Below are 21,961 nucleotides of genomic sequence, written 5' to 3'. Positions count from 1 at the left end.
GGTGAAAGCGCCGGGCTTTCCGACGCCGCCGAGCTGCCTGGACTTCCTGAAGCCGCCGAAGTCTCCGAAGCTCCTCAAGCTCCTGAAGCCCTTGAAGTGCCTCAAGCCCCTGAAGCCGCCGAGCTCGCACAAGCGGCCGGACTTGCCGGAGCCGACGTGCCCGTGGGGGGTCCGGAAGCCGAGCAGCCCGCCCCCGTCCCGGCCCCGGATCCAGCCTCAGGCCCCGCCTCCGTCCCGGCCCCGGATCCCGCCTCCGGCCCCGCTCCCATCCCGCTTCCGCTTCACCGGGCGCCCGAGGTCGCCCCCGGCGTCGCCGCGCGTCGACCCGCCGCACGGCGCGGGCCCGCCGACCCGGTGAAGTCGCTCATGCACCGGCACCGCGAGCTCTGCGAGCGGGCCGTCGACCCGCTCGAGATCGCCGCAGGACTCGAAGCGCACGGGCTCACCGACCGGACCGCCTCCCGCTACCGGCACCGTGACGTCTTCTCACTTGCCGAGGAGCTGTACGCCAGGGTCCCCGGCATCGTGCGTGCGCCCGACGCGCCGCCGCCCCCGCGCCCCGGTCGCGACACGGAGGCCAGGGCGGGCTGGACGCTGCTCGCGCTGCTGCCGGGCGCCGCCTGCCTCGCGACCGTGGGCCTGCTCCGGGTCACCGAAGGAGTGCTCGGCGGGGGGGCCCGGTCCGCGGTGACGGTCGCGGGAGCGCTCCTGGTCCTCCTCGGGCTGAGGGCCTCGCTGCGCCGTGGGCCTCTGCGCGCCGAGAGCCGTCCCATCGGGGCGGCCACGGTCTACGGCTGCTGGCTGCTCGGCTACGCCATGTACGGCGAGGGCCTGCTCGCCCAGGTCATGAGCGGCGGCCCGGACGGCGGCTGGGCCGGTGACCTCGCCCCGCTGCTCGGCCTCGCGCTCGCCGTCGCCCCCGCCGCCTGGTGCGCCCACCTCTTCTCCGTACACGCCCACCGCAAACTCGCCGGCAGTCGCGCACTGGAGGAGTTCGGCGCGGCCGTGCGCCCCGTGCTCCTCGGAACCGTCGCCCTCTTCCTGGGTGCGCTCCTTGTCCTGCTCTCCCTGGCCGGTCTGGCGTACGGCGGCGGCGTGCCCGTCGCCGCGACCGCGCTCGGGGTCCTGCTCTTCCTGTCCCGCCTGCTCGCCGTGCACGGCTTCCCCGAACCGGCCACCACCGGACTCGCCGCCGCCTGTGCCGTCGAAGCGGCGGCGCCCGCGCTGATCCTGGCCGGGCGGCTGCCCGGTCTCGACTCCCTGGCCCGGCCCGTCGACGCCTTGATCGCGGCGGCCGGCACCGGAGCCGTACCGACCCTCGCCTGTGGTGCGGCGGCCCTCGGGCTGCTGATCCACGCCGCGGTCGCCCTCTCAAGGGCGTCCGCTCATGCCGCGGCCCGAGTGGACACGAAGTGACACCGATCGACCGCCTCACGCCCGCGGAGCCGACGCCGCGGGTCGCTCACACACCGTACATATCAACCACAGCCTCAAGGAGAAACCGGACATGACCCCCCAATTCCCCGCACCGGCAGCCCGCCGTCGGCACTCAGGGGGCGCACGATGAGGGTGCTGCTGCTAGGAGCCAACGGATTCCTCGGCCGTTTCGTCGCCGACCGCCTGCTCGCCGACCCGGCCGTCCACCTCACGGCGCTCGGCCGGGGTGACGACGCCGACGTGCGGTTCGACCTCGCGGGCGGCAGCCCGGGGGCGCTCACCCGCTTCCTGGACGCAGTCCATCCCGGAGTCGTCGTCAACTGCGCGGGCGCCACGCGCGGCGGCGCCCGCGACCTGACGCGCCACAACACCGTCGCCGTCGCCACCGTCTGCGAGGCCCTGCGCCGGAGCGGCTGCGGCGCCCGGCTCGTCCAGGTCGGCTGCTCCGCCGAGTACGGGCCCTCGCAGCCCGGCTCGTCGACGGCCGAGGACGCCGTGCCCCGGCCCGGTGGCCCGTACGGGGTCAGCAAGCTCGCCGCCACCGAACTCGTGCTCGGCTCCGACCTCGACGCGGTCGTGCTCCGGGTCTTCTCACCCGTCGGGCCGGGCACCCCCGCCGGTTCGCCCCTCGGCCGCCTCGCCGAGGCGATGCGCAGGGCCATGCAGTCCGGTGACGGCGAACTCAAGCTCAGCGGGCTCGGTGTCCAGCGCGACTTCGTCGATGTGCGGGACGTGGCACGCGCCGTCCACGCCGCCTCGCTCTCCGCCGCCCAGGGTGTCGTCAACATCGGCACGGGCAGGGCCGTACGGCTCCGCGACGCCGCCGCCGTCCTCGCCAGGGTCGCCGGCTACGCGGGTGCCCTCCATGAGCTGGACACCCCGCCGTCGCGGCTCCCGATCGGTGCCCCCCGCGCCTCGGTGGAGACCGTCGTCGAACACCTCTCGGCGACCCCGTCCCCGTATCCGGACGGCTGCGGTGCCTGGCAGCAGGCCGATGTCCGCACCGCCCGTGACCGGCTCGGCTGGCGACCCCGGATCAACCTGGAGGAGTCCCTCGCGGACATCTGGATGGAGGCGGCATGCCGTATCTGACCGCCACAGGTACGGCCCGGCGGACCAGCGGGGGCGACCGGCTCGGGTTCGGCGTTCCCGGCTATGCGCACCCCCTGCTCGCACCCACCGAATGGGCCGAACTGACCCGGCCCGGCACTCCGCTGCACTGGGCGGTCCTCAACATCGACAACGGGCCGGGCGTCCGGCCCGACCCGCACTGCCTGGAGGCCGCGGGCCGGCTCCGTAACGCCAGGGAGCGGGCCCTGCGCGGCGACGCCCCGGACGACACCGTCCGGGCCGCCGGGGGCAGGCTGCTCGGCCACCTCGATCTCGCTCACGGGGAGCGCCCGTTCGACGAGATCGTCGCCGACGCCCGGTCCTTCGTCAGCTGGTACCGGGTCGGAGGCTTCTACCTCGGCCGGTGTCCCGCCGGACGCGCCGGCCTCCCGGCCGTCAGGACGCTCATCGGCACACTGTCCGCCCTCCTGGCGGGCAGTGACAGCGCGGACGGCTGCGGGGTCGGTGGTGACGGGGCCGACGGTGGCGGAGCGGGCAGCGGCGGGGCCGGCGGCCGGGCGGGCAGGATCGTCCTGGGGCACGACACCCACCCGTATCCCGGGTACGCCGAGGCGGCCGACCAGCTCGTCACCTTCCGGGGGCCGTGGACCGACTACCGCTGGTCTCAGGTGGCGGAGTGGACCGCCGCCTACCCGCCCGGCCGCTTCGCGCACTTCGTGCATGGCGTTCCGCGCACCCACCTCGACGAAGCCATGCGCGTCGCTCGCTGGCAGGGGGCGGGAACGATCTTCTTCACGGACCGGACCACCCAACTCCATGAAGGCGGACAAACCGATCCATTCACGGCGCTGCCCAGCTACTGGGACGAAATCGTCTCGCGGATCGGACCTGGTATCTCGGAATGAGAGGGGGCGTGGCAGTGTTACCGCAAGAACAACCGTACGTAGCCGAAGTACGTATACCCCGACCACCTGCATTGTTGAGGTTCCTGTGTCGCTGCCACCCCTGGTCGAGCCAGCTGCTGAGCTCACCGTCGACGAGGTCCGCAGGTACTCCCGCCACCTGATCATCCCGGATGTCGGGATGGACGGACAGAAGCGGCTGAAGAACGCGAAGGTGCTCTGTGTCGGCGCCGGCGGCCTCGGCTCACCGGCCCTGATGTACCTGGCCGCAGCCGGTGTCGGCACGCTCGGCATCGTGGAGTTCGACGAGGTCGACGAGTCGAACCTGCAGCGCCAGATCATTCACAGCCAGGCCGACATCGGCCGGTCCAAGGCCCAGTCCGCCAAGGACTCGGTGGTGGGCATCAACCCGTACGTGAAGGTCGTCCTCCACGAGGAGCGGCTCGAAGCCGACAACGTGATGGACATCTTCGCCCAGTACGACCTGATCGTGGACGGCACGGACAACTTCGCCACCCGCTATCTCGTCAACGACGCGGCCGTTCTGCTGAACAAGCCGTACGTATGGGGCTCGATCTACCGGTTCGACGGACAGGCGTCCGTCTTCTGGTCCGAGCACGGCCCCTGCTACCGCTGCCTCTACCCGGAGCCGCCGCCCCCCGGGATGGTTCCCTCCTGCGCCGAGGGCGGTGTCCTGGGTGTGCTCTGCGCGTCCATCGGCTCCATCCAGGTCAACGAGGCCATCAAGCTGCTCGCCGGTATCGGTGAGCCGCTCGTCGGCCGACTGATGATCTACGACGCGCTGGAGATGCAGTACCGCCAGGTGAAGGTCCGCAAGGACCCCGACTGCGCGGTCTGCGGCGAGAACCCGACCGTCACCGAACTCATCGACTACGAGGCCTTCTGCGGTGTCGTGTCCGAGGAGGCGCAGGAGGCGGCGCTCGGCTCCACGATCACTCCCAAGCAGCTCAAGGAGTGGATCGACGGAGACGAGAAGATCGAGATCATCGACGTTCGCGAGCCGAACGAGTACGAGATCGTCTCCATCCCCGGCGCCAGGCTGATCCCGAAGAACGAGTTCCTGATGGGCACCGCCCTCCAGGACCTCCCGCAGGACAAGCGCATCGTCCTGCACTGCAAGACCGGTGTCCGCAGCGCCGAGGTCCTCGCGGTCCTCAAGTCGGCGGGCTTCGCCGACGCGGTGCACGTGGGCGGCGGTGTGATCGGCTGGGTTCACCAGATCGAGCCCGAGAAGCCGGTCTACTAGCGAGCGGTACGAGAAGGGCCGGTCCGCGGACCGGCCCTTCTCGTGTGCGCCTGGCGCCTGGGCGCCGGCTTCGTGTGCGCAGCGCCGCTACGAGCAGGTCTTGCCGTCCGCCGGGACCTTGCCGTCCAGGAAGTACTCGTCGACCGTCGAGGTCACGCAGACGCTCTCCCCGTAAGCGCCGTGCCCCTCACCCTTGTTGGTGACCATGATGCCGACGCCCTCGCCCAGCTCGTCCGCCATCTTCTGTGCGCCCTCGTACGGCGTGGCCGGGTCACCGGTCGTGCCTATCACGAGGATCGGGCCCGCGCCCGGAGCGCTCGCCTCCGGTGTGTCGTGCTCGCCGTCGACCGGCCATTGCGCACACCAGCCGGCCGTGTCCCAGGCCAGGAACGGTCCGAACACGGGGGACAGCTTCCGGAATTCGGGCAGCAGCGCCCTGGCCTCGTCGACCGTCGGCCGGGCCTTCGTGTCGGCGCAGGAGATGGCGCGCTGCGAGTGGCTCTGGGTGTCGTAACGCCCTTCCGCGTCCCGGCCGTTGTACGCGTCGGCGAGCTGGAGGAGCCCATTGCCCGTGCCGCTCTTCTCCGCCTCTTCCAGCGCGGCCGTCAGCGAGGGCCAGCTGCTCTCCGAGTAGAGCGGTGTCACGATGCCGGTGATCGCCAGGGACTCGTTGAGCCTGCGCCCCGAGTCGGTCGGCAGCGGGCTGCCGTCGATCCGCTGGAGCAGCCGCGCTATCCGCTCCGCGCCCTCCACCGGGTCCTGGCCGCGGCCCTTCAGGTAGTTCTCCAGTGCCCGCTGGAAGCCCGTCGCCTGATTCCGGGCATGACCCACGCCGTCCGCCGTCGGGTCCACGACCGCGTCCAGGACGGTCCGCCCCACGTTCGCCGGGAAGAGGTGGGCATACGTGGCGCCCAGCTCCGTACCGTAGGAGATGCCGAAGTAGGAGAGCTTCGTGTCACCGAGGACCTGGCGGATCAGATCCAGGTCACGGGCCGCGTTCGACGTGCCGACATGCGGGAGGAGCGCGCCGGAACGGCGCTCGCAGCTTGCTCCGAAGGCCGCTCCGTCCTTGACGAAGGCGGCCTCCTCCGCCGGGGTGTCCGGCGTCATGTCGACCGTACGGTGCGAGGCGTCCTGCTCCTCGTCGGTGCGGCACCTGACGCCTGAGCTCGCGACGACCCCCCGGGGATCGAAGCCCACCAGGTCGTAACGGGAGTTGAGTTTCTCGTACGAGGAGGCGGCGCGCGGCAGTATGCCGACTCCCGAACCGCCCGGCCCGCCGAAGTTGAAAAGCATCGAACCGAGCCGCCGGCCCTGGTCGCGGGCCTCCTTGCGGATCAGTGCGATGCCTATCGTCTTCCCGGCCGGCTTCGCGTAGTCCAGCGGCACGTCGACCGAGGCGCACCGCCATGCGGAGCCCGGGTCGGTGCCGCCCTCGGGAGCCTTGCAGCGCTTCCAGTCCGGGCGCTGGGAGGTGAGGGCGGCGGGCAGACCGGGCGAACCCTCACCCGCACCGGTGGCCGACGGCGCACGGCTGCCGGTCGCCCGGTCCGAAGGCACCGGCTCCGTACTGATATCGCATCCGACGAGCACTCCCGTCGCCAGCAGGGCCGCCCCTGCCAGGGCGACGGCCCGTAGGATCCGTCCGTGTAGACGCATGGCGCGTTCCCTCCCCGATGCCCGAGGGCGTGGGAACGCGCGCCGGGCGGTACAGATGTGCGGCCATGCTAATCGCCGCCACTGACAGCCCGCCCGGCCGCTCAGCCGCAGACGGTGCCCGCCGCGGGGACCTTGCCGTTCAGCAGGTAGCCGTCCACGGCCTTCTGCACGCAGGCGTCGCCGCTGTTGTACGCGCCGTGCCCCTCGCCCTTGTAGGTGATTTCGATCCCCACGCCCTTGCCCAGTTCCTCGGCCATGGCCTTCGCGCCCTCGTACGGGGTGGCCGGGTCACCGGTGTTGCCGATGACGAGAATCGGTGCGGCTCCCGGGGCGCTGACGTCCGGAGTGGCCCAGGCGCCCGCGACCGGCCAGCCGTTGCAGCTCATCAGCCCCCAGCCCAGGTAGTCACCGAAGACGGGCGACGCCTTACGGAAGTCGGGGAGCGCCGCCTTGGTCCGCGCGAGCGTGAAGCGCGCCTTGGAGTCGGCGCAGTTGATGGCGGCGTTGGCCGCGTTGGAGTTGTCGTAACGGCCGTCCTCGGAACGGCCGTTGAGGGAGTCGGCCAGCGCCAGGAGCAGTCCGCCGTTGCCGCCCTCCGCCTCGTCGAGGCCCTGTTCGAGCAGGGGCCAGGTCTCCTGGGAGTACAGGGAGGACGCGATCCCGGTGGTGGCCTGGGTCTGTGTCAGTTTCCGCCCGCCGAGCCCTTCGGCCGGCTCCTTGTCCAGCTGGGCCAGAAGACCGGCGATCCACTTCTCGACCTCCTTCCCCGTGGAACCGGGGAGCGTGCAGTCGTCGCGCTCCGCGCAGTCCGCGGTGAAGCTGTCCAGGGCGCGCTGGAAGCCCTCGGCCTGGCCGAGCGAGGACTGCAGAGCGCTCTCGGTCGGATCGACGACCGCGTCCAGGACCGCCCTGCCGACCTTCTTGGGGAACAGGTGGGCGTAGACACCGCCCAGTTCGGTGCCGTACGAGATGCCGAAGTAGTACAGCTTGTCGTCGCCGAGGACCTCCCGCATCAGATCCATGTCGCGGGCGGCGTTCGTCGTACCGACATAGGGCAGTGCGGAGCCGGAGTTCTCCTGGCAGTCGGCGACGTACGACTTCTGGCTGTCGATGTACGTCTTCTCCTCGGCCTCGTCGTCCGGGGTGGCGTCCTTCGCGTAGAGCTCGTCGAGACGGGCGTCGTCCGAGCATTCGACACCGTCGCTGCGGCCGACGCCGCGCGGGTCGAAGCTCACCAGGTCGTAGCGGCTCCGGAGCTTGTCGTAGTCCGTGCCGAAGGACGGCAGGGTGGCGATCCCGGAGGCTCCGGGGCCACCGAAGTTGAAGACGAGGGAGCCGATCCGTTTCGCCTGGTTCCGGGCCCTGCCCCGTACGAGCGCCAGTTCGATCGTCTCGCCGTCCGGCTTCGCGTAGTCGAGCGGGACGTCCATGAACGTGCACTCCCAGACCGACCCGCCGGGCAGCGGGGAGGGCGAGTCGCCGCCGCCCTGGGCCTCGCTGGGGGCCGGACAGGGCTTCCAGTCGAGCTTCTGGGAGGACAGCTCGTCCGCCGTCGACGCGGGGGAGGCCGTCGAGGCCGGTGAGGGCTTCGTGGCGCCGCCCTCGGCGTCCCCACCGTCCGAACAGGCGGCCAGGGGCAGCAGCACGGTGGCGGTGGCGGCGAGGGCGGCGGCACGAAGGGCGGGGGGAGTCCTCATGAGCCCATCGTGCTGCGGCACGCCGGGGACCGCGCGGGGCGCGGTCCAAGCGGGTGGCGGGAGGCCGCTGCCGCCCACTACCCCCACCACTTCTTCGTCTCAGGGCGCCCTGCGCCCTGCGCCCTGGGCTCAGAGCTCGCCCTTGCGGGTGAGCTGGTTGAAACAGATCCAGCCGGGAAGCACCGGCAGCCACAGCGTCATCACGCGGTACAGCAGCACGGCGGGCGCCGCGACCTCCGACGGCAGCCCCACCGCGATCAGTCCGAGGGTCAGCGCGCCCTCGACCGCTCCCATCCCGCCGGGCGTCGGCGCCGCCGAGCCCAGCGCGTTGCCGGCGAGGAAGACGACCGCGATGCTCGCGTAGCTGAGCTGGGGCACGTCGGGGCCGCTGAAGGCCCGGATCGAGGCGTCCAGACAGAGTACGAACAGGCTGGTCAGCAGGAGCATGCCGCCGATGCCTGTGAGCAGCTTCTGCGGGCGCTGCACGACGTCGAGCATGCGCGGGACGACTCCGGCGAACAGCGAACGCACCCGGGTCACTACGAACTTCCGGAGGAACGGGACCGCGGTCACCACCAGCACGAGCACCGCGACCGTCAGCAGCCCGGCGATCACCGTCCGGGACGGGGTGAGTGAGTCCGGGGTCCTCTCCGTTCCCGTCAGATAGCCGAACAGGGCCAGCAGCAGGATGTGGCAGCCGAGACCGAACAGCTGCGAGGCGCCGACACTCGCGACCGCGAGTCCCGGGCGGACGCCGGCGCGTTGCAGGAAGCGGGTGTTCAGTGCGACACCGCCGACAGCGGCCGGGGCGACGATCTTCACGAACGACCCCGCGACCTGTGCCAGCACGGTCTTGCCGAAGGGCACCCGCTCCGGCACGAAGCCCAGCAGGCTCATGGCGGCGGCGATGTAGCTGAGCGCCGAGAAGCCCAGCGCGGCGGCGACCCAGCCCCATTCGGCCTGTTCGACGACCGTGCCGAAGTCGGCCTCGGTGACCTGCGAGATCAGGAAGTACGCGGCGATCGAACCGGCGATGAAGCTGAACAGGGTGCGCGGTTTGATGCGTTCCAGCCGGACCGGTTCGACCGGCGCCTGCGGCCGGATCAGCAGCACCTCGCGGCGGATCTGCGCGAGCAGGTCCTCCTCGCGGGCCTCGTCGAGCGCGTCGTCGAGCGCCCGCTTCTCCGCCTGCTTCTCGGTACGCAGGGACTTCCGCACGGCCTTGCGGTCGCCGGTGCCCCCCGTTTCGGCCGCGGGCTCGTGGGAGTGCCTGCTCGCGTGCGAGGCCTCCAGCACGGCCTCGCGCTCGTGCTGCGAGCGCTCCCGGGCGATCCGGCGCAGCGTCGCCCGGGTGGAGCGGCTGAGCGCGAGCGGCTGGAGCAGCGGCAGCGAGTCGGCGACGGCGTCCGGGCCGAGCACGGCGAGCGCGCCGGCCACGGCCCTCTCCGCACCGACCCGCAGCCCGGTGGTGGTGAGCAGCTGGGCGACGTCCATCCGCAGAACGAGGTCGCCGGCCGCGATCTCACCGCCCCGCAGATCCGTGACGAACACCGTGCCGGAACGATCCACCAGAATCGCGTCGCCCGTGAGCCTGCGGTGCGCGATCCGCCGCGACTGGAGGGCCTTCACCTGCCGGCAGGCACCGCGTACGAGGTCGTCGGTGATCTCCTCGTCCGCCATCGCGTCCAGCGAGCGCCCGCCGATGTGCTGGTACACGAGCATCACCGCGTCGGGGCCCAGCTCCGAGGTGGCGATCAGCTTGGGGGCGTTGGCCCCGGCGGCGATCGCCGCGTACGCGAGCAGGGCCTCCTGCTCCAGGGCCTGCCGCAGCGACTGGATGGAGCGGCGCTGGGTGATGCCCCGCAGGGTGAGTCTGCGCCAGGCCCGGTAGAAGAACCCCTGGGCCTGCTGTTCCCGGTCGACGACCGTCACATCGAGAGGTGGCCCGTCCTCCAGGGTGACCAGATACCGGCGGCCCCGGTCGTTGTGGTCGGGATTGTCGGGGGTGTCGTCGGCGCGCATCGCGGCGACCGGGCGGAAGCCGACGTGACGCAGACCTGCCATCAGGTGCTGGCCGGTCGGGCGCACATTGGGCGAACCGACCGCGTACACCGTTCCGTACGCCACGGTCCAGCCGATCAGCACGGTGAGGATGATGGAGAACGGGGTGGTGTAGCCGCCCACCAGCATCGCGAACGCGTCCAGGAGCAGCACCACCCAGAGCACGACCCGCCAGCGTGGTCTGCGTGCCATCCCGACAGCCGTCATATAGGCGATGACGGGGGCGAGATAGCCGTGTACCGGATCGCTGAGCGCGTGCCCGGGCTGGGGCTGGGTCAGGGCGTCCTGGATGGTGCCCGGGGCGGAGCGGGCGACCCAGAGGTCGGTGGCCAGGGTGACGCCGTGGGCGAGCACCGCGGCGAGTACACCGTCCGCGATGCGCAGCCCGTCACGTTTGATGAGCCGCTCGATGGCGAAGGCGACGGGTACGAGCAGCACGGCGATGCTTGAGACCAGTCCGGCGAGCTTGATCAGAAGGTCGGGGGCCTGGTCGGTGCCCTTGGTGATGTCGTCCTCGAGCCCCGTGGTGGTGCCCTGGGCGAACGCGGCGATGGAGAAGAGCACGACGATCGCGAGCACTCCGACGAGCAGTCGCATGAGGTCGGCGGGACGGTGCACCCGGGCGGGCAGCAGCGGTTCGTCGCCCGAGACGCGGTCGGTCAGCTCGTCGCTCGCGGTGGAGAGCGTCGACCCGGTGAGGTCGCTCTTCCGGGCCTCCGGAGCGTCCGGTGAGGGGCCCGGGGTGGCCGGTTCCGTTCCCTGGGTATCCGATTCCGTTCCCGGGGCGTCCGAGGAATCCGGGCGGGACTCGGAATCAGAGGCGCCTGCCGCCTTCGGTGGCTGCACGCCCTGCTCCTTCGTCGCCTCTGATTGGTCTTCGTGTTCTCGTATCACCGGTCACCGCCCGCACGATGGTGGCACGGCCTGCGGACGGAGGGCGGCATCAGGGTGCATCGCAAGGGCGCGCGAAGCGCAAGATACGCCCCTTTGCGTGCACGCGCACGCGCTGTGACCGAGAGAACACGACCGTGGACGCACTGTCGGTGGCGTACGGCAGGATGTGCCGGATGAGCGAGAACCGGACGAGCGGCGGCGACGGGCCGGTGGGCCCGGCCCTGCCGGAATACGCGGAGCGGGTGCTCGATGTCGCCGACCTGATTCCCCCGGGCCGCGTCATGACGTACGGGGACGTCGCGGAGTGGCTCGGCGACGGTGGGCCGCGGCAGGTCGGCCGGGTCATGGCGCTGTACGGCTCCGCGGTGCCCTGGTGGCGGGTCGTACGGGCCGACGGGGCGCTGCTGCCGGGCCACGAGCTGCGGGCCCTGGACCACTACCGCGAGGAGGGCACCGCGCTTCGCGAGGCGTCGCGCCAAGCGGAGGGGCATCTTCCGCGCCTCGACATGAAGCGTGCGAGATGGGACGGCGGTGCGGCCGTCGGCGGCGGCGGTGGCGAGGAAGCTCACGGTGGCGAGGAAGCTCACATCTGACAGCTTCCGCCATCCGCCCGCCCCCAGGGCGGCCCCGGGTCCGCAGCGGGTGCGCGTCGGTTCCACGGCGTTCCGTGCTGTCCCGTCCCGCCGGACACGTGACGAGGGACGCAGCGGACTCGCTGCGTCCCGGGCCGTAGCTGGCGTAGCGTCGTTCAAGCGCGACACGCTCCGCTCTCATCGTCCGTACACGAAGCACCCGTACACGAAGCACCCGTACACGAAGCACCCGTACACCGAGCACATCCATCAGGACCGGCGACCCACGTGAGCTCCTCCTCTTCCACCCGGCACAGTCCGCACCGCCAGACCGGGCGGCGGACCCCGGGCGCGTACCGACTGGTGCGTACCCCGCCGGGCTCGGTGGGTCCTCCTCTCCTGGACGCAGGGCAGCGCGCCGTGGTTGACCACCGGGGCGGGCCGCTCCTGGTGCTCGCCGGACCCGGTACGGGCAAGACGACGACCCTCGTCGAAGCCGTCGCCGCGAAGGTGTCCGGGGGGACCGATCCGGCGCGCATCCTCGTCCTCACCTTCAGCCGCAAGGCCGCGGTGGAACTCCGCGACCGGATGGCGGCACGCCTCGGCGCCGCCCGGGGACCGCAGGCCACCACCTTCCACTCCTACTGCTACGCCCTGGTCCGTGCCCACCAGGACGCCGATCTGTTCGCCGACCCGCTGCGGCTGCTCTCGGGGCCGGAACAGGACGTGACCGTCCGAGAGCTGCTCGCCGGGCAGGTCGACCTGGAGCGGCAGGGCCACGCCCATGTCCGCTGGCCCGACGAACTGAGGGCCTGTCTGACCACGCGCGGTTTCGCCGACGAGGTCCGGGCGGTCCTGGCGCGCAGCCGCGAGCTGGGCCTCGGTCCGGACGCCCTCGGTGCCTTCGCCCGGCGGACGGGCCGCCCGGACTGGAGCGCGGCCGCCGGGTTCCTCGCCGAGTATCTGGACGTCCTGGACGCGCAGGGCGTCCTGGACTACGCGGAGCTGGTGCACCGGGCGGTCCTGCTCGCGGAACGCCCCGAGGTGTCGGACCTGCTCGCCGAGCGGTACGACGCGGTGTTCGTCGACGAGTACCAGGACACGGACCCGTCCCAGGTGCGGCTGCTGCGCGCGCTCACCGGGAACCGGGGGAGTCTGCCGGGGGCCGGCGGCGGCCGGACGCTGGTCGCGTTCGGCGACCCGGACCAGTCGATCTACACCTTCCGCGGCGCCGACGTGAACGGCATCCTCGACTTCCCGGACGTTTTTCCGCGCGCCGACGGAGCGCCCGCGCCCGTCGCCGTCCTCACCACCTCGCGCCGCTCCGGGGCAGGGCTGCTCGCAGCGACCCGGCTGCTCACCCGCCGTATGCCGCTCACCCGGCTGCCTTCGGACAAGGTGCGCGCCCACCGTGAGCTCACCGCTCCCCGGGAGGGCGGCCAGGTGGAGACGTACACCTATCCGACCGCGTCCGCGGAGCTGGCGAACATCGCGGACCTGCTGCGCCGGGCGCATCTGGAGGACGGGGTGCCGTGGAACGAGATGGCGGTGCTGGTACGGGCCGGAGGCCGCTCCATCCCTTCCGTACGCCGGGCCCTCACCTCTGCGGGCGTGCCTGTCGAGGTGGACGGCGACGACCTCGCCCTGCGCCACGAACCCGCGGTCGCGCCGCTCCTGACCGCGCTCCGCACGATCGCCACGGCCGCCCTGAACCGCGCGGCACCGGACACCGCGGAGCCCACGGCCGCCGCGGAGCCCACGGACAGCCAGGAGCCCCCAGGCACCGAGGACACCACGGCCGACGAGGACAGCGCGGCCACGTCCGACGCGCCGCCCTGGCTCGATACCGAGACCGCCCTCACTCTCCTCACCTCCCCCCTCGGCTCCATGGACACCGCCGACCTCCGCCGGCTCGGCCGCGCCCTGCGGGACGAGGAGAGGGCAGCGGGCAACCGCGTACCGCCGCCCTCCGGTGAACTGCTGGCCCAGGCGCTGGCCGAGCCCGAACGCCTGGTCGCGCACGACCCCAAGTACGCCCGTGGCGCCCAGCGCCTGGGTGCCCTCCTGCGCAAGGCGCGGGAACTCCTCGAAGGCGGCGGCACCGCCGAGGAAGCCCTCTGGGTGCTCTGGGACGGCACCCCGTGGCCTGGCCGGCTCGAACGGTCCGCCCTGCGCGGCGGCGCCGCCGGCCGCAACGCCGACCGGGACCTCGACGCCGTCTGCGCCCTGTTCGACACCGCCGCCCGCGCCGAGGAGCGCACCGGGGGTCGCGGCGCGCTCAACTTCCTGGAGGAGATCGACGCCCAGGACATCGCGGCCGACACCCTCTCCAAACGTGTGGTGCGCCCCGACTCCGTACGTCTGATGACGGCGCACCGGTCCAAGGGCCTGGAGTGGCGCCTCGTCGTCGTCACCGGTGTCCAGGAGGGCCTCTGGCCCGACCTGCGGCGCCGGGGTTCGCTCCTGGAAGCGGACCGGATCGGCCGTGACGGTCTCGCCGAACCCCTCACCCCGGGTGCGCTCCTCGCCGAGGAGCGCCGCCTCTTCTACGTCGCCGCGACCCGTGCCCGGGACCGTCTCGTCGTGACGGCGGTCAAGGCCCCGGCCGACGACGGCGACCAGCCGTCCCGCTTCCTCACCGAGCTGGGTGTCGATCCCCGGGACGTCACCGGGCGTCCCCGCCGACCCCTGGCCGTCGCCGCGCTGGTCGCCGAACTCCGGGCCACCACCGTCGACCCGGGCGCCTCCGACACCCTGCGCGAGGCCGCCGCCCACCGGCTCGCCCGTCTGGCCGCACTGACCGACGAGGAGGGCCAGCCGCTCGTCCCCTCGGCCCACCCGTACCGCTGGTGGGGCCTGGACGAACCGACCCGCTCCGCCGTCCCGCTGCGCGACCGGGACCACCCCGTGGCCCTGTCGGGCAGCGCGCTCGACCAACTGGCCAACACCTGCGCGCTCCAGTGGTTCCTGGGCCGCGAGGTGAAGGCCGACGCCCCCGCGACCGCCGCGCAGGGCTTCGGCAACGTCGTCCACGTCCTGGCGGACGAGGTCGCCTCCGGCCGTACCCCCGCAGACCTGGATGTCCTGATGGAGCGCCTGGACTCCGTCTGGAACGGGCTGGCCTTCGACGCCCCCTGGAAGTCCCGGCAGGAGAAGGACCACGCCCGCGCCGCACTCGAACGCTTCCTGCGCTGGCACGTCATGGACCGCACCGGCCGCACCCCCGTCGCCAGCGAGCACGACTTCGACGTGACGCTCGGAGCGGGGGAGTACGCGGTACGCATCCGGGGTTCGATGGACCGCGTCGAACAGGACACCGAGGGCCGGGCGTACGTCGTCGACTTCAAGACCGGCAAGGCATCGCCGACCAGGGACGAGGTGGCCGCCCACCCCCAGCTCGCCGTGTACCAGCTGGCCGTCAGGGAAGGCGCCGTCGACGAGGTCTTCGACGGCCGCCGGCCGGAATCCGGCGGCGCCGAACTCGTACAGCTGCGCCAGCCCGCCCCCAAGAAGGAGGGCGGCGAAGCCCTTCCCCGCGTGCAGGCCCAGGAACCCCTGGCCGGCGAGTGGGTCTCCGATCTGCTGGCGACGGCCGCCGGACGGGTCCTGGACGAGCGCTTCACCCCCTCGACCGGCCAGCACTGCACGCACTGCACGTTCCGCGCCTCGTGCAGTGCGCAGCCGGAGGGCCGCCAGGTCGTGGACTGAGCGCGGGCCGACGCGCTCGCCGCACGGTGTCAGTGGGTCCGGTTAGCCTCTCTGGAGTGTCCTCACATATCAGCGATCCCGAGGAGCTCAAGGAGCTGCTCGGGATTCCGTTCACCCCGGAGCAGACGGCCTGCATCACAGCGCCGCCGGCTCCGCAGGTGATCGTGGCCGGAGCCGGATCAGGGAAGACCACGGTGATGGCGGCGCGCGTCGTCTGGCTGGTGGGCACCGGGCAGGTCGCCCCCGAGCAGGTGCTCGGTCTCACCTTCACGAACAAGGCAGCGGGCGAGCTCGCCGAGCGGGTCCGCAAGGCACTGGTGGCCGCCGGAGTCACCGACCCGGACGTCATCGACCCGGACAACCCCCCGGGCGAACCGAGCATCTCGACGTACCACGCCTTCGCCGGCCGGCTGCTGACCGAGCACGGACTGCGCATCGGCCTCGAACCCACCACGCGCCTCCTCGCCGACGCCACCCGCTACCAGCTCGCCGCCCGCGTGCTGCGCGAGGCCCCGGGCCCATATCCGGCGCTGACCAGGTCGTTCCCCACCTTGGTCAGCGATCTGCTGGCCCTCGACTCCGAGCTCGCCGAACACCTCGTACGCCCCGAGCAGCTCGCGGAGTACGACACCGAGCTGCTCCGGACCCTCGAAACGGCAAAGCTCAGCAACGCCGAGCTGCGCAAGCTCCCCGAGACCGCCGAGGCCCGCCGGGAGCTGCTCGGCCTGACCACGCGCTACCGGGCGGCCAAGCGCAGCCGCGACCTCCTCGACTTCGGTGACCAGATCGCGCTCTCCGCCGAGCTGGCCCTCACCCGGCCCGAGGTCGGTGCCATCCTGCGCGAGGAGTTCCGCGTCGTCCTGCTCGACGAGTACCAGGACACATCCGTCGCTCAGCGGCTCCTCCTCTCGGCCCTGTTCGGCGGGCACGAGAAGGGTGCTGCGGGGCACGCCGTCACCGCCGTCGGCGACCCCTGCCAGGCGATCTACGGCTGGCGCGGAGCGTCCGTCGCCAACCTCGACGACTTCCCGGAGCACTTCCCGCACGCCGACGGCACCCCCGCCACCCGTTACTCGCTCAGCGAGAACCGGCGCAGCGGTGGCCGCCTCCTCCACCTGGCCAACGGTCTCGCCGACCCGCTGCGCGCCATGCACGAGGGCGTCGAAGCCCTGCGCCCCGCCCCAGGCGCCGAACACGACGGCACCGTCCGCTGCGCCCTGCTCCGCACCCACGCGGAGGAGATCGGCTGGCTCGCCGACTCGATCGCCCACCTCGTGGCGACGGACAGGGAACCCGGTGAGATCGCCGTCCTGTGCCGCACCGCCGGCGACTTCGCCGAGATCCAGGCCGCGCTGGTCGACCGAGACGTCCCCGTCGAGGTCGTCGGCCTTTCCGGACTGCTGCACCTTCCCGAGGTCGCCGACCTCGTCGCCGTCTGCGAAGTCCTCCAGGACCCGGGGGCCAACGCCTCCCTGGTCCGGCTGCTCACCGGACCGCGCTGGCGGATCGGCCCCCGTGACCTGGCACTCCTCGGCCGACGGGCCCGCCTCCTCGTGCACCGTGCGTCTCACGACGACGGGGACGCCGACCCCGACCGCCGGCTCGCCGAGGCCGTCGAAGGCACCGACCCCGCCGAGGTGATCTCCCTCGCCGACGCCCTCGACACCTTCCTCGAATCGGGGGGCGCCGAGGACGACCGCCTGCCGTTCTCCGCCGAGGCCCGCGTCCGCTTCGCCCGGCTCGCGGCCGAACTGCGCGAACTGCGCCGCTCCCTGGCCGACCCCCTCATGGACGTCCTGCACCGCGTCCTGTCCACCACCGGCCTCGAGGTCGAACTCTCCGCGTCGCCGCAGGCCCTGGCCGCCCGCCGCCGGGAGACCCTGAGCAATTTCCTGGACATAGCGGCGGGTTTCGCCTCGGTCGACGGCGAGGCCACCCTCCTGGCGTTCCTCGGATATCTGCGCACCGCCGCGCAGTACGAGAAAGGGCTCGACAACGCCCTGCCGGGCGGTGAGAACACCGTCAAGGTCCTCACGGCACACAAGTCCAAGGGCCTCGAATGGGACGTCGTCGCGGTGCCCGGGCTGGTCACCGGCCAGTTCCCGAGCGGCCGGTCGCGGGACTCGTGGACCTCCCAGTCCCATGTCCTGCCGCACGCGCTGCGCGGTGACACGGCCACGCTCCCCGTGGTGCACGCCTGGGACGCCAAGGGGCTCAAGGCGTTCAAGGAGGAGATGACGGAGCACCAGCGCACCGAGGAGCTCCGCCTCGGATACGTCACCTTCACCCGGCCGCGCTCGCTGCTGCTCGGCTCAGGCCACTGGTGGGGCCCTTCCCAGAAGAAGACGCGCGGTCCGTCCGACTTCCTGGACGCGCTGTACGAGCACTGCGCCGCCGGGTACGGCGAGATCGAGGTCTGGGCCGACGAACCGGCCGAGGACGAGGAGAACCCCGCACTCCGGGAGAGGGACGCCGACCAGGCGTGGCCGCTGCCGCTGGACGAGGCGTCGACGGCCCGCCGTCGCGCTGCCCGGGACACGGTGCTGGCCCACCTGGAAGCACTGGCCGCCGCGGGACCCGTACCGGACGTGCTCGACGCGTCAGGCCCTGCGGACACTCCGTACGACGCTCCCTACGACGCCCTGTACGACGACCCGTTCCCGGATGGCGATCCTTTCCCGGACGAGGCCGCGGACTGGGACACCCTCACCACCGAACCGCCCACAGCCCTCGCATCGGCGCCCCTCTCCGCACCGGGAGCCCCGCACGTCCCGACGGCCCGCGCGCCCGTGGACCCCGTGCGCACCCCCACTCCGGAGGAGACCCGCACCCTCGCCTCCTGGGACCGTGACCTCGAAGCCCTCGCCGGGGAGCTGCGCCGTGCCCGCGCCACCGTGCGCGACGTGGTCGTCCCCGCCTCGCTCTCGGCCACCCAACTGCTGCGCCTCGCCGAGGACCCGGACGGCTTCGCCCAGGAACTGGCCCGTCCCATGCCGCGTCCGCCCCAGCCCGCCGCCCGCAGGGGCACGCGCTTCCACGCCTGGGTGGAGTCCCGCTACGAGGAGCTCCCGCTGCCCATGCTCGGCCCCGACGAACTCCCCGGCGGCGAAGGCAGCGACGCGGAGATCGCCGACGAGCAGGATCTCGCCGAGCTCAAGGAGGCGTTCGAGCGCACGGAGTACGCCCGCCGCACCCCGTACCGCGTCGAGACGCCGTTCCAGATAAGCCTCGCGGGCCGTGTGATCCGGGGCCGGATCGACGCCGTCTACCGCACAGGCGACATGTACGAGATCGTCGACTGGAAGACCAGCCGCAACAGGACCGCCGACCCGCTCCAGCTCGCCGTCTACCGTCTTGCCTGGGCGGAGCTGCACGAGCTGCCGCTCGACTCGGTCACGGCCACCTTCCTCTACGTACGCAGCGGAGAGACCGTCCGCCCCACGAACCTGCCGTGCCGCGCGGACCTGGAGCGCATCCTCCTGGATGAGCCACCCCCGCAGGGCCGATAGGCTCAAGGCCATGAGCGACACCCCGGACAGCGCCGTCCGTATGTACATAGACACGCACCGCGCGGCCTTTCTCGAAGACCTTGCCGCCTGGCTGCGCATCCCCTCCGTCTCCGCACAGCCGGAGCACGACGGGGACGTACGGGCCAGTGCCGAGTGGCTGTCCGCCAAGCTCAAGGAGACCGGCTTCCCCGTCGCCGAGGTCTGGGAGACGCCCGGTGCCCCCGCCGTCTTCGCGGAGTGGCCGAGCGACGACCCGGACGCCCCGACCGTCCTCGTCTACGGGCACCACGACGTGCAGCCCGCGGCCCTCGAGGACGGCTGGCACACCGACCCGTTCGACCCGGTGATCCGCGACGGCCGGATGTACGGACGCGGTGCGGCCGACGACAAGGGCCAGGTGTTCTTCCACACCCTCGGCGTCCGGGCCCACCTCGCCGCCACCGGCCGCTCCACACCCGCCGTCCACCTCAAACTCCTCATCGAGGGCGAGGAGGAGTCCGGCTCCCCGAACTTCCGCGCTCTGGCCGAGCAGCACGCCGCACGCCTCGCGGCCGACGCGGTGATCGTCTCCGACACCGGTATGTGGGACGAGACGACCCCGACCGTCTGCACCGGAATGCGCGGCCTCGCCGAGTGCGAGCTCCAGCTGTACGGCCCCGGGCAGGACATCCACTCCGGATCGTTCGGGGGCGCGGTCCCCAACCCCGCGACCGCTGTCGCCCGCCTCGTGGCGGCGCTGCACGACGCGGACGGACGCGTCACGGTCCCCGGCTTCTACGACGGCGTGGCCGAACTCACCGACACCGAGCGGGCGCTCTTCGCCGAGCTGCCCTTCGACGAAACCACCTGGCTGCGTACCGCCAGGTCCGGGGCGGCGTCGGGCGAGGCGGGCTACTCGACCCTGGAGCGGATCTGGGCCCGTCCCACCGCCGAGGTCAACGGCATCGGCGGCGGCTACCAGGGTGCGGGCAGCAAGACGATCATTCCGTCCTCCGCCCTGGTGAAGCTCAGCTTCCGGCTGGTCGCGGGCCAGCACCCGGATCACATCGAGCAGTGCGTACGGACGTGGGCCGAGGCACAGATCCCGCCCGGCATCCGTCACCGCATCACGTTCTCGCCCGCCACCCGGCCCTGTCTGACGCCGCTGGACCACCCCGCTCTGCAAGCGGTGACCCGTGCCATGGGCCGGGCCTTCGGAAAGAAGATCCTCTTCACCCGCGAAGGGGGGTCGGGACCTGCCGCCGACCTGCAGGACGTGCTCGGCGCCCCCGTCCTCTTCCTGGGCATTTCCGTACCGTCCGACGGCTGGCACGCCCCCGACGAGAAGGTGGAGCTCGACCTCCTCCTCAAGGGCGTGGAGACCGCGGCCCATCTGTGGGGCGAGCTGGCCGCGGCCCTGCGCTGAGATCTCATGGCACCCGATCCACCCCGGGGGAGTAGGAAGCACCTGTGAGCACCTTTGACAACGAGACCACGGACCGACCCATCGGTCTCACCGCACCGAGCGGCATCGACCGCGCCGCCCACCACCGTCTCGACGAGGCATGGCTGGCGGCGGCCTGGAGCCATCCCACGACCAGGGTCTTCGTCGTCTCCGGCGGCCAGGTGCTGATCGACGACACCGCCGACGGCGGCACCGCGATCGTGATGACCCCGGCCTTCGAGGCACCGGTCACCGAGACCCACCGCTACTTCCTCGGTAGGGACGAGAAGGGCGTCAGCTACTTCGCGCTCCAGAAGGACTCCCTGCCCGGCCGCATGGACCAGTCGGCCCGCCCGGCGGGTCTGCGCGAGGCGGGTCTCCTGCTCGGCCCCCGCGACGCCGGACTGATGGCCCACGCCGTGGCTCTGGAGAACTGGCAGCGGCTGCACCGCTTCTGTTCGCGCTGCGGCGAGCGCACCGTCATCGCGGCCGCCGGTCACATCCGCCGGTGCCAGGCGTGCGGTGCCGAGCACTACCCGCGTACCGACCCCGCCGTGATCATGCTGGTCACCGACGACCAGGACCGGGCCCTGCTGGGCCGCCAGGTCCACTGGCCGGAAGGCCGCTTCTCGACGCTCGCGGGATTCGTCGAGCCGGGGGAGTCGATCGAGCAGTCCGTGGCGCGCGAGGTCTTCGAGGAGGCGGGCATCACGGTCGGCGAGGTCGAGTACCTCGCCAGCCAGCCCTGGCCCTTCCCGTCCAGTCTCATGCTCGGCTTCATGGCGCGCGCGACGACGTTCGACATCAACGTGGACGGCGAGGAGATCGAGGAGGCCCGCTGGTTCTCCCGCGAGGATCTGACGGCGGCCTTCGAGTCGGGTGAGGTCATGCCGCCGTTCGGCATCTCGATCGCGGCCCGGCTCATCGAGCTCTGGTACGGGAAGCCGCTCCCGAGGCCGCGCAGCACGGTCTGACGCCGCAGTCCCGCTGCACGCCGTCACCGGCCCCCGCCGCAGTCCCGCGGAACGAGTCGTACGGCTCACGGGCCCCTCTGTACGGCTGACCGGCGCAGCGAAAAGCCCCGCACCGGCGGGGCTCTTCGCTGCGGACGCGACAGCGCGTCAGACGCCGACCAGGCTGCCCCACGGGCAAGCCGGATCAAATCTCACCGATTCGTGCAGCAGTCCCAACCGTTACGGATGACTCGGAGACCCGACGACTCGGCGAAGAACCCCGACCCACGTACGCTCGCGGCTCATGACGCCACCCACGACGCATACCGAGTCGCTGCCGGATCGCCCGAACCTGCTGTGGGGCGTCTCCCTCGTCTCCCTCGCCTCGCTGAGCGTCTTCCTCATCACGTTGGCCCTGTGCTCGGTCAAGGCATACGTGATCAACGATGACCTACCCAACGCGTGCTACGACCTCCGCAGGCAGAGCTTCCCGCCGGAGGTGGCGTGCGCGTCCATAGACGGGACGATGACCGGCACGAACGCTGGGTGGGTTGTGGCTCTGTTCTTCGCCTCGCTCGTGGTGGCTGTGCTGTTCGCGTCCATGGCACTGGCGATAGTCATGACCGTTCGCAGGAAGTGATTCCCTGCCGCTGTCAGCTATCACGGGACACCGTCTGACAGGCGTAACGATGCCGGCCCCTGCCGACCAGGGGGGAAGCCGACAGGGCGTACGGGCCGCATTCCGTCCCCTGTACATAGCGCCGCCCCCTCCGGTGACCTTGACCAGAGGGGGCGCAGCGCTGGACGA

At 72.0% G+C, this 21,961-nt stretch carries 13 protein-coding genes; 10 read left to right on the top strand and 3 right to left on the bottom strand.

All coding sequences use genetic code 11. The annotated features are described in order from the left end of the window. The first annotated feature begins 96 nt into the window (after positions 1–96). From F0344_RS11150 to moeZ, 4 genes are all read left to right on the top strand, one after another. The gene (locus F0344_RS11150; protein ID WP_258050257.1) at positions 97–1,416 is read left to right on the top strand and encodes a hypothetical protein; all 1,320 of its coding nucleotides are present in this window, start codon (positions 97–99) and stop codon (positions 1,414–1,416) included. Between the two features lie 147 nt (positions 1,417–1,563). Next, on the top strand, positions 1,564–2,529 hold the full coding sequence (locus F0344_RS11145) for an NAD-dependent epimerase/dehydratase family protein (RefSeq protein ID WP_185298628.1): 966 nt from the start codon (positions 1,564–1,566) through the stop codon (positions 2,527–2,529). Next, positions 2,517–3,413, top strand: coding sequence for a spherulation-specific family 4 protein (locus F0344_RS11140; protein ID WP_185298627.1), 897 nt, complete (start codon positions 2,517–2,519; stop codon positions 3,411–3,413). The genes F0344_RS11145 and F0344_RS11140 overlap by 13 nt, the downstream gene beginning before the upstream one ends. 85 nt (positions 3,414–3,498) lie before the next feature. Continuing rightward, positions 3,499–4,677 (top strand): adenylyltransferase/sulfurtransferase MoeZ, encoded by a 1,179-nt coding sequence (gene moeZ / locus F0344_RS11135; RefSeq protein ID WP_185298626.1) that lies wholly within the window; start codon positions 3,499–3,501, stop codon positions 4,675–4,677. An 87-nt stretch (positions 4,678–4,764) separates the two neighbouring features. Here moeZ and F0344_RS11130 read toward each other — a convergent pair whose 3' ends face one another. From F0344_RS11130 to F0344_RS11120, 3 genes are all read right to left on the bottom strand, one after another. Beyond that, complete coding sequence (locus F0344_RS11130; RefSeq protein ID WP_185298625.1) at positions 4,765–6,336, bottom strand: alpha/beta hydrolase; 1,572 nt, start codon at positions 6,334–6,336, stop codon at positions 4,765–4,767. Between the two features lie 101 nt (positions 6,337–6,437). Beyond that, complete coding sequence (locus tag F0344_RS11125) at positions 6,438–8,033, bottom strand: alpha/beta hydrolase (RefSeq protein ID WP_185298624.1); 1,596 nt, start codon at positions 8,031–8,033, stop codon at positions 6,438–6,440. A 129-nt stretch (positions 8,034–8,162) separates the two neighbouring features. Then, positions 8,163–10,940, bottom strand: coding sequence for a lysylphosphatidylglycerol synthase transmembrane domain-containing protein (locus tag F0344_RS11120; protein ID WP_185298623.1), 2,778 nt, complete (start codon positions 10,938–10,940; stop codon positions 8,163–8,165). 221 nt (positions 10,941–11,161) lie between these two features. Here F0344_RS11120 and F0344_RS11115 point away from each other — a divergent pair, with 221 nt between their 5' ends. From F0344_RS11115 to F0344_RS11090, 6 genes are all read left to right on the top strand, one after another. Next, complete coding sequence (locus F0344_RS11115) at positions 11,162–11,581, top strand: MGMT family protein (protein ID WP_185298622.1); 420 nt, start codon at positions 11,162–11,164, stop codon at positions 11,579–11,581. A 267-nt stretch (positions 11,582–11,848) separates the two neighbouring features. Beyond that, complete coding sequence (locus F0344_RS11110) at positions 11,849–15,268, top strand: ATP-dependent helicase (protein WP_185298621.1); 3,420 nt, start codon at positions 11,849–11,851, stop codon at positions 15,266–15,268. A 56-nt stretch (positions 15,269–15,324) separates the two neighbouring features. Continuing rightward, the gene (locus F0344_RS11105; protein ID WP_185298620.1) at positions 15,325–18,777 is read left to right on the top strand and encodes an ATP-dependent DNA helicase; all 3,453 of its coding nucleotides are present in this window, start codon (positions 15,325–15,327) and stop codon (positions 18,775–18,777) included. 10 nt (positions 18,778–18,787) lie between these two features. Further along, complete coding sequence (locus F0344_RS11100; RefSeq protein WP_185298619.1) at positions 18,788–20,182, top strand: dipeptidase; 1,395 nt, start codon at positions 18,788–18,790, stop codon at positions 20,180–20,182. Between the two features lie 44 nt (positions 20,183–20,226). Then, positions 20,227–21,174, top strand: coding sequence for an NAD(+) diphosphatase (nudC, locus tag F0344_RS11095; RefSeq protein ID WP_185298618.1), 948 nt, complete (start codon positions 20,227–20,229; stop codon positions 21,172–21,174). 283 nt (positions 21,175–21,457) lie between these two features. After that, on the top strand, positions 21,458–21,793 hold the full coding sequence (locus tag F0344_RS11090) for a hypothetical protein (RefSeq protein WP_185298617.1): 336 nt from the start codon (positions 21,458–21,460) through the stop codon (positions 21,791–21,793). Positions 21,794–21,961: the final 168 nt, after the last annotated feature.

It is taken from the genome of Streptomyces finlayi (assembly GCF_014216315.1).
Classification (GTDB): domain Bacteria; phylum Actinomycetota; class Actinomycetes; order Streptomycetales; family Streptomycetaceae; genus Streptomyces; species Streptomyces finlayi_A.
This window is presented reverse-complemented; position numbering and strand designations above follow the sequence as displayed.

Excerpts from the sequence above, each read along its gene's own strand:
- F0344_RS11145 (WP_185298628.1), top strand. The coding sequence starts at position 1,564 with ATGAGGGTGCTGCTGCTAGGAGCCAACGGATTCCTCGGCCGTTTCGTC.
- F0344_RS11140 (WP_185298627.1), top strand. The coding sequence starts at position 2,517 with ATGCCGTATCTGACCGCCACAGGTACGGCCCGGCGGACCAGCGGGGGC.
- F0344_RS11130 (WP_185298625.1), bottom strand. The coding sequence starts at position 6,336 with ATGCGTCTACACGGACGGATCCTACGGGCCGTCGCCCTGGCAGGGGCG.
- F0344_RS11125 (WP_185298624.1), bottom strand. The coding sequence starts at position 8,033 with ATGAGGACTCCCCCCGCCCTTCGTGCCGCCGCCCTCGCCGCCACCGCC.
- F0344_RS11115 (WP_185298622.1), top strand. The coding sequence starts at position 11,162 with ATGAGCGAGAACCGGACGAGCGGCGGCGACGGGCCGGTGGGCCCGGCC.
- F0344_RS11100 (WP_185298619.1), top strand. The coding sequence starts at position 18,788 with ATGAGCGACACCCCGGACAGCGCCGTCCGTATGTACATAGACACGCAC.
- F0344_RS11090 (WP_185298617.1), top strand. The coding sequence starts at position 21,458 with ATGACGCCACCCACGACGCATACCGAGTCGCTGCCGGATCGCCCGAAC.